Below are 13205 nucleotides of genomic sequence, written 5' to 3'. Positions count from 1 at the left end.
ACGTTCACCGCTTTTTGTTTAGAAGCCCAGGCTTTCCAGCAGATCATCGACCTGCTGCTGGCTGGACACCACGTCCGTTCTGCCTTCCGGATTGACTACCGGTCCATTCAGCAGATTATTGTCCAGCTCGGCCTTCTTCGAATCCGGAGAGAATTCGATCAGGAAGGCGACCAGTTCCGTTTCCAGTATATGCACCATATCCATCATTTTCTTGATGACTTGGCCGGTCAGGTCCTGAAAGTCTTGCGCCATCACGATTTCCAGCAACTGGGTATTGGTGGCTTGAGTCTGTTTCGGAACATGGCCGAGGTACTGACGGGTATCCTCGGCGAGGTTCTTGAATTCGGCAGTGGACAGCTGGTTGGCATAGAGCAGGTTCCAGCGTTCCGACAGCAGTTTGGCACGGCTTTCCAGATCATCCTGGTAGGGTTTGGCCAGATCGGTGGCATTCAGCACCCGCTCTGCGGCACTTTCCGTCAGCGAGGCGATATAGCTCAGCCTGTCCTTGGCATCGGGAATGGCATCCGCCACCTTCCCCAGCGATTTGTCGTAGCCCAGGTCACGCAGTGCGTCGTGCATCTTGCGGGTTAGCTGGCCAATCTGTTCGTACATGACTGCCGTACTGATTTCGTTGCTACCTGCCGTGGTGACCGCCCCAGCCGATGTCGTCGAGACTGCTTCTGGTTCTTTTTGCTGTTGCTGACTGGCTATGCTGTCAAACAATGCTTCGAGATCCGGGGAATCTCCACTTTCCAGAATGTGATCCGGCACGATAGCCTCTCCTCAGTGCTGACTAGGCAAGTTTATTTGCTATGTTTATTCGTTTTACTTGTTCATGGTCTGGAAGATCTTGTTCATCTTTTCTTCCAGTGTTGCCGCCGTGAACGGTTTGACGATGTAGCCGCTGGCTCCGGCCATGGCGGCTTCTATGATGTTTTCCCGCTTGGCTTCGGCAGTAATCATCATGAAGGGCAGATGCTTGATCTGTTGATCGGCGCGTACTGCTTTCAGCAACTCGATGCCGGTCATGTTCGGCATGTTCCAGTCGGAAACGATAAAGTCGAAATGCTGCGTTTTCAGCTTGTGCAAGGCAACCTGGCCGTCTTCGGCTTCATCGACGTTGGTGAACCCCAACTCTTTCAGCAGGTTGCGAACAATTCTTCTCATGGTCGAGAAATCGTCCACAACGAGGAATCGCATGTTTTTATCTGGCATCTGGGTAGGTCCTGAAATGTCGGTATTCCATTGAGCCGTTGATTTTAACGGTTACCTCTGCAGGAATGGAATCAAAGTTTCAGCCAGTATTGCCGGATCGAATTTGGCAACATAGGCATCGACACCCACGCTGGAACCCATCGCCTTGTTGGCGTTGGAGGAGAGCGAGGAGTGCATGATAACCGGGATGCCTTTAAAGCGGACATCGGATTTGATCAGTTTGGTCAGGACATAGCCGTCCATTTCCGGCATTTCCGCATCCACCAGAATGATCTTCAGATAGTCGTGCAGCGATTCGTCCTCGCCCCAGTTGCGGCTGGCCAGCACTTGCAGGCGGTCCCAGGCTTCGCGGCCATTGGTGGCCTGCTGGAACTTGATGCCCATCTTTTCCAGCACACTGGTGATTTCCTTGCGCGCCACCACCGAGTCGTCGACGAAGAACAGGTACTGGTCGTTCTCCAGCTGTGCCTGCGGGATGTCCGGCAGGCGTGGCTCACCCACCACGGTAGCCAGAATCTGCTCCACGTCCAGAATGGAAACCAGCTTGCCGTCTTCCAGCTCGGTAATCGCGGTAATCAGGTTGGAGTTGGTCGTGGTGCTCATCATGTTTTCCGGGGCACGTACCCGGTCCCAGTCGACGCGGATGATGCGGTCGACCGAATCCACCAGAAAAGCCTGCGTGCTCTTGTTGAATTCGGTGACGATCATGGTGTCGAATTTGCGTCCGCTCTGTTCCGAACCGACGAAACGTGCCAGCGAAATGACCGGGATGATGTTGCCGCGCAGGGACAGCACGCCCTGCACCCCGAACGGCATGTTGGGGGTTTTGGTGATGGCCGGCGTTTGTGATACTTCCCTGACCTTGAATACATTGATGCCGAAGGTTTCGCGGGTGCCCAGCGAAAACAGCAGGATTTCCATTTTGTTGGAGCCCGCCAGTTTGGTACGGGCATCGACGCTGGCAAGCAAGGATGCGTCTGTTGCTGACATATTTTTTCCCTCTTCCGAATGGCTGTCCGGTTTGCTTTAGTTTTTGGCCAGGTTGAGCATTTCGCGCAGCTTCATCGACAGCTTCTGGGCTTCGAATTTCGAGACATATTCGTCGACGCCCACCGACTGGCCCAGCTTCTGGTTGGAAGAGCCGGACAGCGAGGAGTGCATCAGTACCGGAATGCCGGCAAAGCGCGGGTCGCTCTTGATCAGCTTGGTCAGCATGTAGCCGTCCATTTCCGGCATTTCCACGTCGGTCAGTACCAGATGCAGGGTTTCACACAGGCGCTTGCCGGACAGCTCGGCCTGCATGGCCATTTTTTGCAGTTCTTCCCAGGCGCGCATGCCATTGATGGCGTAGGCGTATTTGACCTGCATCGCGTCCAGGGTGCGTTCGATCTGTTTGCGGGCGACGGCGGAGTCGTCGGTGAAGAAGATCATGCGTTCTTCTTTTACCGGTTCGATATTGATGAAGTGGTGGGAATCGTCAACCAGCGAGGTTTCGGCCAGTACTTTTTCCACATCCATCATCATCACCAGGGTGCCCTGATCCAGCTCGGTGACGGCGGTGACCAGGCCGGCCATGCGGTTGGTGATCATGTCCGGCGGCACGCGCATGGCAGACCAGTCCAGGCGCAAAATGGTGTCGACCGCTTCCACCAGAAAGCCCTGCGTGTGGCCGTTGTACTCGGTGACGATCATGATTTCCGGCTTGTTGCTGGTGACGATGCCAGCGTATTTGGCCAGATCAATCACCGGCACCAGCGAGCCGCGCAGGCTGACCATGCCTTCGACCGACGATGGCATTTCCGGGGCGGACGTGATTTCAGGGGTGCGCATGACTTCGCGCACCTTGAACACGTTAATGCCGAAAACTTCTTTTCTTCCCGTACGCTGGTCGTGCCCCAGGGAGAACAGCAGGATTTCCAGCTTGTTGGTCCCCGCCAGTTTTGTTCTGGCATCAATTTTTTTAAGAAGCTCTGACACAGAAACCTCCGCTGCATCGGTTCGTTGTGGTGGCGCAATACTCCCGTTGTATACGCCAATTATTCATTTTCCCAGCTTTCTTTGAAAACTGTCTTGGCTCAGATCAGACTTTAAGTTGGCTTGGCTCAGACTTAGTCATTATCATACTGTTTAAGTCCTTTTTACAAATACGACGCTAAACATGGCCAAGACAGCATCAAATTTGAAAGACCAGGAGATGCTGGAGGCGGCTTTCGAGCAGTTCAACACTGTTTCTAGTCAGTTAATCGATGCTTATCGCCAGCTCGAAGTGCAGGTTAACGTACTGAATGCGCAACTGGACGAGGCTAACAACCAATTGCGTAAACAGCGTGACGAAAACGCCGAACTCGCCGAAAGATTGGGGATGTTGCTGGAAGCGCTGCCTGCCGGCGTGGTACAGCTGGCCGCCGATGGCGTGGTCGTGGCTGAAAATCCGGCGGCCCAGCTTTTGCTGCAAGGCAAGCACGGCGGGATGGCCTGGGATACCGTCATGGCCGGCTGGACGCGCTCCGAACTGGACGGGACCTATACCTTGCCGCAGCAAGAGTCTGCCCGTCGTCTGGCCTTGCAATATCAGGATTTGCCGGCCTCGGGCGGACGCATCGTGCTGCTGCATGATGTCAGCCGTCTGCATCATCTGACGGTGGAGCTGGCGCACCAGCAAAAGCTGGCCGCGATGGGCGGCATGGCTGCGTCGCTGGCGCACCAGTTACGCACCCCGCTGGCCACGGCCATGCTTTATACCGCCAATCTGAAGCAGGAAGGCTTGCGGCCAGAGGACCGGGCGAAGTTTGTCGACAAGAGCCTGGCCCGGATGAAGGCGCTGGAGGGGCTGATCCAGAACATGCTGGGGTTTGTGCGCGGCCAGACCAGTGCGCTGGAGTGGCTCGATGTCGCGGCGCTGGTTGAGGATGTCGCTGCGGTATTGATACCGCAATGTCATGAGCGTGACATGATTTGGGATTGCAATAACCTGCTGCCTTCTGCCATAACGGTAATGGGTGACCGCAAGGCCCTGCAGGGGGCGCTGGTCAACCTGCTGGAAAATGCCATGCATTTCTCGCCGGAAGGCGGGCGTATCGGCCTCACGGTGAGTCTGCGGGATGAGCAGGTTTGTTTCCGGGTAGAGGATGATGGCGTGGGCCTGCAGGGGGCTGATCCGGCCAGGCTGTTCGAGCCTTTCTTTACCACCCGCCCAGGCGGAACAGGCCTTGGGCTGTCCATCGTGAAAAAGGTGGCGGAAGAGCTGGCCGGCACGGTGATGGGTGGGGATCGTGCGCAAGGTGGTGCTTATTTTGAATTGACTCTCCCCTGCCGCGGGACGGGAGCGGTCGATGTGTAATGTGAATCAGGGGGATAGATGATGAAGCCAGTGGTTAAAGTAGAAGGTCAGGTTGGTACGCTCGTTCTGGTCGGCCAGTTCGATTTCAATCTGCACAAGGATTTCCGTCTTGCCAGCCAGGAGTTGCTGGAAAATCCAGCCGTGCAGGAAATTCAGGTCGATTTTGATCAAGTGCCCTTTCTGGATAGCTCGGCGCTGGGCATGTTGCTGCTGCTGAAAGAACGCGCTACCAGTCAGAAAAAATCGATGTCGCTGATCAATTGCCGCGATACCGTGCTGCAAGTGCTGGAAATCGCCTGCTTCAACAAGATGTTCACCATCAAGTAATGCCTTCACTCTGTGACGTAGTGCCGGCCCGGGCTGGCTGGTGAGCGCCATCTCGCTGTCTGTCGGGGTTTCCGTTGGCAGCAAGTCAGTCTATATATTTTGACAGACAGCCGTTTTGTCGGTTTTCTGTAGAAGTGATAAAAACATTAATAATTAATTATTTAATGGCTAATACCATTATTTACACCATCCGGTCGATTTTCTCCTTGATTAAGCTGGCATATTAGTTGATGAAGAAGATAGTACATTGGCAATTTTGCTGAATGACCGGGGGCTACATGGTGCTTTTCTATCCGCAGCGACGTTTCGTGGCGTGTGGTCTTTGCCTGATTTCGGTACTGGTGATATTGAGTGGCCCCTTGTGGGGTGCGCTGGTGTGGGGCCTGGCTTTGCCGCTTGCCGCCAGCCTGCTGTTCGTATTGCATTTTCTGTACCTAGCCAAGGAGCCGACGGTGATGGATAGGGAAGAGGCGGATTCCGGCAAGACCGCAGCTGCACCTGCTGCGCCTGACTGCCTTGACTTCATTCAGGAGCAGATCTCCCAGTCAAAGCTGGAGGTGAGCCGGGTACAGACACTGATCCAGGATGCGGTACTGACCCTGGTCAACAGTTTTTCCGGCCTGTCGCAGGAGGCCGCTGCACAGTTGCAGCTAGCCGAAAGCCTGGCCAAAGGCGAGGTGGGCATGGACTCGCATGCCATGTCTTTCAGCACTTTTGTCAATGAAATCGCCAATGCGATGGGCAGCTTTGTTGAAAAGACGGTGGAGAACAGCCGGCTGGCCATGCTGCTGGTCGAGCAGATGGAGTCGATTGGTCAGGAGATGCAGGGGGTCATTCTGTTGCTGGATGAGATTCACTCCATTACCAACCAAACCAATATGCTGGCCTTGAACGCTTCGATCGAGGCGGCCAGGGCCGGGGAGGCCGGCAGGGGGTTTGCCGTGGTGGCCGAGGAAGTCCGCCATCTGTCCGGCCGCACCAGTAGTTTCAGCGATGAAATCCGTAACCTGATCAACCGGGTGAATGGTTCGGTCGAGCATGCCGAGGGGCTGATCAACCAGCTGGCCTCGCAGGACATGATGTTTACCTTGCAGGCCAAACAGCGGCTGGATGACACTTCATCGCGCATCCGGGTGATGGATGCGGTGATGGCCGAATCAATCGGTCGCTTGCGCCATGGCGTGGGCTTGCTGTCAGACCACGTGGGCGATGCGGTGCGTTCGCTGCAGTTTCAGGACATGGTGTCGCAATTGATTGCCCATGTCGGCAAGCGTTTGTACGGCATCGAAGAAATGATGGAATTGACCAGCAACAAGCAGCAACAACAAGGGCAGTGGGAGGTGAGAGCCTCTGCCCGGCTGGCAGAACTGCAAATCAGCTTGTCCAACAATCCGGTGGCACAAGGTCAGATGCAGAGTGGCAGCATTGATTTGTTTTGAGCGTGAACAAAAGAAAAGTGGGAACAACATGCCAAAAAAAGTACTGACAGTCGATGATTCGGCGTCAATCCGTCAAATGGTGACCTTTACTCTCAAAAGTGCGGGCTATGAGGTAGTAGAGGCGGTCGATGGCAATGGTGGTCTGGCGCGGGCCCAGGCGGACAGCTTTGACCTGATCCTGACCGACCAGAACATGCCGGGCATGGACGGCCTGAACCTGATTCGCGCGCTGCGCAAATTGCCGGCCTATGGCACGACGCCCATCCTGATGCTGACCACCGAGTCCAGCGATCAGATGAAATCGCTGGGGCGAGCCGCCGGTGCTACCGGCTGGCTGGTCAAGCCGTTTGATCCGCAAAAGCTGCTGGATGTGGTAAAGCGGCTGGTTGGCTGATTGCCCAGACCGATCGTGATGTGCCGGGCGACAGCAGACGGGTTCCACCGCTGACTATCCGGACTGCGCAGTAAGGGGAAGCATCGTGTCAATCGATATGTCGCAGTTTCATCAGGTGTTCTTTGATGAAACCGACGAGCATCTGGCCACCATGGAGTCCGTGTTGCTGGGGGTAGACCTGGCGGCACCGGACGGCGAAGACCTCAATGCCATTTTCCGTGCTGCCCACTCCATCAAGGGGGGGGCGGCTACGTTCGGGTTTGCCGATCTGGCTGCGCTGACCCATATCCTGGAAAACCTGCTGGACAAGGTGCGCAAGGGCAGCATGCGGCTGACTGCCGACATGGTGGATGCCTGCCTGAATGCCAAGGATGTGCTGGCCGGCATGCTGGGCGCACACCGCGGTGGCGAGGCCGTGGCCGAGTCCGCGATCAGTGCGGTGGAAAACTGGCTGGAACGGCTGGTTGCCGGTGGCGGCTCCGCACCGCCGCCGGTGGTGGCGCCTGTGCAGTCATCCGCCGCGCCTGCAGTCTGCACCACGCTGTATGTCGAGCTGGACTGCTGCTTGCCGACCACCGATTACCCGGCACTGTTGCAGTCGCTGACTGCGCTGGGTGAGCTGAGTGTGGTGCAAGAAGGGGGGGGGAGTGATCAACTGCCCTGGGTAGTGATTTTCACCTCGACGCTGGCTGCTGACGAAGTGGCCGAATCGCTGGCCTTTTCCATTTCGCCGGAACACTTCCGCATCACCCAGGATCATGGCCAGCAAGACGAGGGCGATTTCGGGCTGTTTCTTTCTTCCAGTATTGCCAGCCCCACACAGACTGCTGCTGCCGACATTGCCTTTGAAGAGGATGGCTTCGGCTTGTTCGAACCCTTGGCCGCTGCCGTTGGCGGCAGCGAGCCGACGGCAGACATGCTGTATGAGGAAGAGGGCTTCGGGCTGTTTGCCCCGGTAGCCGGGCCAGCCATCGCACCAGTCATGTTGCACGAGGAAGAAGGTTTTGGCCTGTTTGCACCGCTGGAGCCGGCTGTGGCCGTGGCGGCCGCACCCACGGTTGCCGTGGTGGCCGCTCCGCGACAGGAGCGTGCTGCACCGGCCGTGGAAAACTCCATTCGGGTGAATATCGACAAGGTCGACCTGCTACTGAATCTGGTGGGCGAGCTGGTCATTACCCAGTCCATGCTCACCCAGTCCAGCCAGGAGCTGGACGCCGTGCAATACGAACGCCTGCTGGGCGGCATCTCGGCCTTGCAGCGCAACTCGCGTGAATTGCAGGAAGCGGTGATGTCCATTCGCATGACGCCCATCGCCTTTGTCTTCAACCGTTTTCCGCGTGTGGTACGCGATCTGGCCGGCAAGCTGGGCAAGCAGATCGAGCTGAAAATGGTGGGCGAAAATACCGAGCTGGACAAAGGCTTTATCGAAAAGCTGGCCGACCCGCTGACCCATCTGGTGCGCAACAGCCTGGACCACGGGGTGGAATCGCCCGAGGTCCGGGTGGCCAAGGGCAAGTCGGCCGTGGGGCGACTGACACTGCGGGCCTTTCATCAGGGCAGCAGCATCGTGATTGAAGTGACCGACGATGGCGCCGGCCTTAATCGCGAGCGCATTCTGGCCAAGGCGCGCGAGCGCGGCATGCCGGTCAGCGATGCCTTGAGCGATAGCGAGGTGTGGGGGCTGATTTTCGAGGCGGGCTTCTCCACGGCAACCGAAGTGACCGATGTGTCTGGTCGCGGAGTGGGCATGGATGTGGTCAAGCGCAATATCCAGAGCATGGGTGGCCGCATCGATATCGATTCCATGCCGGATTTCGGCACCACCATCAGCATCCGCCTGCCACTGACGCTGGCGATCATGGATGGCATGTCGGTGCGTGTCGGCCAGGATATCTATGTCATCCCGCTGACTTTTGTGCTGGAGTCCCTGCAGCCGCAGGCTCCGGAACTGAAAACGGTAGCAGGGCGCGGCCAGCTGGTGAATGTGCGCGGCCAATACCTGCCCATCGTGTCGCTGGCTGCCTTCTTCGGCCATGTCGATGCCAGTGCCGCCAGCGATCCCACCAGCGCCATTCTGGTCATCGTCGAGGCCGGCGGCTATCAGTTGGCCCTGCTGGTGGATGAACTCATCGGCCAGCAACAGTTCGTGGTAAAGAATCTGGAAACCAATTATCGCAAAGTCGAGGGCATGTCCGGCGCCACCATCATGGGGGATGGCCGGGTTGCCCTGATTCTGGATATATCGATCATCGCCCGTCACAACCAGCGACCGGCGCAAACGGCGGCACGGCAGGCCATGACAGACGAGGCATGAGGGGAAGGCAGAACCGATGACAGAACAGCTGGAATACCGCCACGGGCAAAGCAAGGCAGTGCGCGAGCTGCTGGTGTTTACCCTGGGACAGGAAGAATACGGGATCGACATCCTGAAAGTGCAGGAGATTCGTGGCTACGAAGCGGTGACGCGCATTGCCAACGCCCCTGCCTTCATCAAGGGAGTGGTCAATCTGCGTGGCAGCATCGTGCCGATTGTCGACATGCGCATCAAGTTCGGGCTGGGCGAACCGGTCTACAACGCATTTACGGTGGTGATCATCCTCAATATCTTCCAGCGTACGGTGGGGATGGTGGTGGATGGCGTGTCCGATGTCATCCAGCTGGCTGAGGATGAACTGCGCGATCCGCCGGAGTTTGGTTCCGTGGTGGAAACCACGTATATCGAGGGCCTGGGCACCCAAGGGGAGCGCATGGTGATTATTGTGGATATCGAGCGCCTGATGAGCAGTGATGAGATGGCGCTGGTGGATATTACCGACCGTGGCTGAGGCCGACATGGCGTTTGGGAGAGGTGAAAATGAATAATCTGAAAGTGTCGCACCGCTTACTGCTGGGCTTCGGCCTGCTGGTCGTGGTGATCATCGCCGCCATGGCGGTAGCGATTGCGCAGATCCACAGTCTGCGCAACGATATCGACGAAATCGCCAACGTCCATGTGCCGCGGGCTTCTGAAGCCAACAAGGTGGTGGATAACGTCAACCTCACCGCCCGGGCCACCCGGACCTTGCTGCTGTCCAAAGACCCGGTGGTGCTGGAACAGCAGCACAAGCAGATCGACGAAGCGCTGACGCTGATTAGCCGGCAGATGGCCACCCTGTCCAGTGGCGTGCCGGCCGAAGGGCAGGTGCTGTTCGACCGTGTGCGTACGGTCGAGGCCAGCTATCGCCAGCAACTGGCCGTGTTCCGTCAGCATCTGCAAGCAGGGCAGGAGGAAGAAGCCAAGAGCTATCTGCTGCAGACCCTGCGCGCCACCCAGCTGGACTACCTCAAGGAAATTGATGGCTATGTCAAGTTCGAGGAAGCGCTGTCCCGGCAGGTAGCGCAAGGCACCTTGGAGCGGGCTAATAGTGCGTCTGTGCTGCTGAACGCCCTGATGGCGGCCGCTGTGCTGATCGCCATGCTGGCCGGCTGGCTGATCAGCCGCTCCTTGCTGCGGCAGATCGGTGGCGAGCCGGCAGAGGCTGTCAAGCTGATGCAGGAGCTGGCTGCCGGTGAAGTCACCACCGAACTGAAAGTGGCGGCCAATGACAATAGCAGCCTGTTTGCCTATATCCGCCAGGCGGCAGACAAGGCGGTGGAAAACATCCGGGTGCGCAATGCGCTGGATAATGCCGCCACCAATATGATGATTGCCGATGCCGACTTCAATGTGGTGTACGCCAACCAGTCGGTCATCAATATGTTCGCTCAGGCAGAAAGCGATATTCGCCGCGACCTGCCGCAGTTTTCCGCCCGCAATCTGCTGGGCAGCAATATCGACCAGTTCCACCGCAATCCGGGGCATCAGCGTGGCCTGATGCAACAGCTGCGTAATCCGCACCAAGGCACCATCCATGTCGGCGGCCGCACCTTCAACCTGATTCTGACGCCGATCAATGGCCAAAGCGGCAAGCGGCTTGGTTATGGGGTGGAGTGGATTGACCGTACCGCCGAGCTGGCACAGCAGGCCATCGAGCAGCAGCGCATGGATGCCGAGCGCGTAGTGGCGGCAGAGAATGCCCGCATCCGCAGCGCCCTGGACAATGTCACCACCAATGTGATGATTGCCGACAACGAGCGCAACATCATCTATGTGAATCACAGCGTGCTGGAAATGCTGGCCACGGCCGAGGCGGATCTGCGCAAGGCCCTGCCCAATTTCAGCACCCGTCATGTGCTGGGTGGCAACATGGACATGTTCCACCGCAATCCGGCGCACCAGCGCGATCTGCTGGCCAATCTGCGCAGCACTTACAAGGCGGATATCGCGGTCGGTGGCCGTCATTTCTCGCTGACTGCCAACCCGGTATTCGGCGGCGACGGCGAACGTCTGGGTACGGTGGTTGAGTGGAAGGACCGCACCGGCGAAGTGCTGATCGAGAAAGAAGTGGAAGCCATCGTCAGTGCCGCCGGCAAGGGCGACTATGCCTCCCGGCTGGTGCTCGAGGGCAAGACCGGCTTCTTCCGCGTACTGTCCGAGGGTGTCAACCAGTTGCTGGGTGTGACCAGCCAGGCACTGGGTGACATCGCCATCGTGCTGGGCGGCCTGGCTCAGGGCGACCTGACGCGCACCATCAAGAACGATTACGAAGGCATGCTGGGGCAGCTCAAGTCGGATACCAATGCCACCGTGGAGCGCCTGCGCAGCATCGTTGGCAATATCCAGGAGTCGACCGAGGCCATCAACACCGCCTCGCAGGAAATTGCCGCTGGCAACAGCAATCTGTCCGGTCGTACCGAACAGCAGGCGGCCAGCCTGGAGGAAACCGCCTCCAGCATGGAAGAAATCACCAGCACCGTGCGGCAGAATGCCGAAAACGCCAAGAAGGCTAATAGCCTGGCCATCGGTGCGTCCGACATCGCTGCCCGTGGCGGCCAGGTGGTGGGCAATGTGGTGTCCACCATGAACGAGATCAACGACAGTGCCAAAAAGATTGTCGACATCATCAGCGTGATCGACGGCATTGCCTTCCAGACTAATATCCTGGCGTTGAATGCGGCGGTGGAAGCGGCGCGTGCCGGCGAACAGGGCCGGGGCTTTGCCGTGGTGGCCAGCGAAGTGCGCAATCTGGCACAGCGCTCGGCGGCTGCGGCCAAGGAAATCAAGCTGTTGATCGGCAACTCGGTGGACAAGGTGGAATCGGGCAGCCGGCTGGTGGATGAGGCTGGCCGCACCATGGAAGAGATCGTCAGCTCCATTCGCCGCGTGGCCGACATCATGAGCGATATTTCGGCCGCCTCGGTCGAGCAAAGCTCGGGGATCGAACAGGTCAATCTGGCGGTGACGCAGATGGACGAAAACACCCAGAAGAACGCGGCGCTGGTCGAGCAGGCTGCCGCGGCGGCGGAGTCGCTGGAAGAGCAGGCCCGTCATCTGATGGAAGCGGTGTCGATCTTCCGCCTCGATGGCACGCCGGTGGCGCGCCTGTCCGCACCCAAGGCGCATCGTAGCCACGACCACGGCCAGGCGGCACGCCTGCCGGCACCCGGTCAGCAGATCAAACCGGTATCGACCCGCATGGCGCTCAATGCCGAGCGCATCAAGACCCTGCCGGGGCCGGCTCAACACGACGACGAATGGGAGGAGTTTTGAGCCGCGCGGTGATGCCTGATGAGCACTGAGCGCGATATCAAGTTTACCGCGGCGGATTTTCGTCGCCTGCGACAGATGCTGTACCAGCGTGTCGGTATTTCGCTGAACGACAGCAAGAGCCACATGGCTTATTCCCGGCTGGCCAAGCGCGTGCGCCAGCTGGGCATGCGCCAGTTTGCCGATTATCTGGACCTGCTGGAAAAGGCGGAAGACGAGGCGGAGTGGCAACACTTCGTCAACGCGCTGACCACCAATCTCACCGCGTTTTTCCGCGAGCCGCACCACTTCGACCTGTTGCGGCTGCATGCGATGGAGCGGGTGGCGCAGGAGCGGCATTACCGGGTGTGGAGCGCGGCGGTCTCCACCGGCGAGGAGGCCTACTCCATCGCCATGACCCTGCTGTCGCTGCCGCAGCTGAATCGGCAAAAGCTTGAGCTGGTGGCCTCGGATATCGATACCAAGGTGCTGAGTCAGGCGGCCGATGGCGTATACGATGCCGAGCGGGCCAAAGTGTTGGACAGCAGCCTGCTCAAGCGCTTTTTCCTGCGCGGGGTGGGGCACAATGCCGGCAAGGTGCGCATCCGGCGCGAAGTGCGCGAGCAGCTTTCCTTTTACCAGTTCAATCTGGTCGCCGCCGAGTGGCCGGACATGGGGCGCTTTGACGTGATTTTCTGCCGCAATGTGCTGATCTATTTTGACAAGCCGACCCAGGCCGCCATTCTGCAACGGCTGGCTGCCAGCCTGCAGCCGGACGGGCTGCTGTTTCTGGGACACTCGGAAAACATCCAGCATCTGAGCGACGCCTTCCAGTCTTGCGGTCGTACCGCCTATCGCCTGGCTAATCACAAGGTGCGGAGATAA

At 58.3% G+C, this 13205-nt stretch carries 12 protein-coding genes; 8 read left to right on the top strand and 4 right to left on the bottom strand.

From position 1 onward, the window contains the following. Positions 1 to 18 precede the first annotated feature (18 nt). From cheZ to FAZ30_RS19935, 4 genes are read right to left on the bottom strand one after another with little or no spacing between them, the layout of a single operon-like run. Positions 19 to 771, bottom strand: a complete 753-nt coding sequence (gene cheZ, locus FAZ30_RS19950; protein ID WP_124644917.1) for a protein phosphatase CheZ — start codon at positions 769 to 771, stop codon at positions 19 to 21. A gap of 54 nt (positions 772 to 825) precedes the next feature. Next, positions 826 to 1215, bottom strand: coding sequence for a chemotaxis response regulator CheY (gene cheY / locus FAZ30_RS19945; protein WP_082693990.1), 390 nt, complete (start codon positions 1213 to 1215; stop codon positions 826 to 828). A 51-nt stretch (positions 1216 to 1266) separates the two neighbouring features. After that, positions 1267 to 2205, bottom strand: coding sequence for a chemotaxis protein (locus tag FAZ30_RS19940; protein ID WP_124644918.1), 939 nt, complete (start codon positions 2203 to 2205; stop codon positions 1267 to 1269). Positions 2206 to 2241: 36 nt separating this feature from the next. Beyond that, a complete protein-coding gene (locus FAZ30_RS19935) occupies positions 2242 to 3192 on the bottom strand; it encodes a chemotaxis protein (protein WP_124644919.1) in 951 nt (316 codons plus the stop codon). 202 nt (positions 3193 to 3394) lie between these two features. Between FAZ30_RS19935 and FAZ30_RS19930 the strand changes: the two genes are divergently transcribed. The 8 genes from FAZ30_RS19930 (at position 3395) to FAZ30_RS19895 (ending at position 13205) form a co-directional block, all read left to right on the top strand. Beyond that, positions 3395 to 4555: a sensor histidine kinase gene (locus tag FAZ30_RS19930; protein ID WP_124644920.1), complete on the top strand. Its 1161-nt coding sequence runs from the start codon at positions 3395 to 3397 to the stop codon at positions 4553 to 4555. A gap of 18 nt (positions 4556 to 4573) precedes the next feature. After that, complete coding sequence (locus FAZ30_RS19925; protein WP_233170603.1) at positions 4574 to 4882, top strand: STAS domain-containing protein; 309 nt, start codon at positions 4574 to 4576, stop codon at positions 4880 to 4882. A 278-nt stretch (positions 4883 to 5160) separates the two neighbouring features. Further along, positions 5161 to 6321, top strand: coding sequence for a methyl-accepting chemotaxis protein (locus FAZ30_RS20940; protein ID WP_281279249.1), 1161 nt, complete (start codon positions 5161 to 5163; stop codon positions 6319 to 6321). After that, positions 6299 to 6715, top strand: coding sequence for a response regulator (locus FAZ30_RS19915; protein WP_342773767.1), 417 nt, complete (start codon positions 6299 to 6301; stop codon positions 6713 to 6715). The genes FAZ30_RS20940 and FAZ30_RS19915 overlap by 23 nt, the downstream gene beginning before the upstream one ends. 85 nt (positions 6716 to 6800) lie before the next feature. Further along, on the top strand, positions 6801 to 9029 hold the full coding sequence (locus FAZ30_RS19910; protein ID WP_199731064.1) for a chemotaxis protein CheW: 2229 nt from the start codon (positions 6801 to 6803) through the stop codon (positions 9027 to 9029). Between the two features lie 16 nt (positions 9030 to 9045). Then, the gene (locus FAZ30_RS19905; RefSeq protein ID WP_124644922.1) at positions 9046 to 9540 is read left to right on the top strand and encodes a chemotaxis protein CheW; all 495 of its coding nucleotides are present in this window, start codon (positions 9046 to 9048) and stop codon (positions 9538 to 9540) included. A gap of 29 nt (positions 9541 to 9569) precedes the next feature. Continuing rightward, positions 9570 to 12344 (top strand): methyl-accepting chemotaxis protein, encoded by a 2775-nt coding sequence (locus FAZ30_RS20965; RefSeq protein WP_124644923.1) that lies wholly within the window; start codon positions 9570 to 9572, stop codon positions 12342 to 12344. Positions 12345 to 12362: 18 nt separating this feature from the next. Then, complete coding sequence (locus tag FAZ30_RS19895; RefSeq protein ID WP_124644924.1) at positions 12363 to 13205, top strand: CheR family methyltransferase; 843 nt, start codon at positions 12363 to 12365, stop codon at positions 13203 to 13205.

Origin of the sequence: Aquitalea aquatilis, from assembly GCF_005155025.1 — a bacterium.
GTDB lineage: Bacteria > Pseudomonadota > Gammaproteobacteria > Burkholderiales > Chromobacteriaceae > Aquitalea > Aquitalea aquatilis.
The sequence above is the reverse complement of the archived record's forward strand: the minus strand, read 5'-3'. Positions and strand labels throughout refer to the sequence as shown.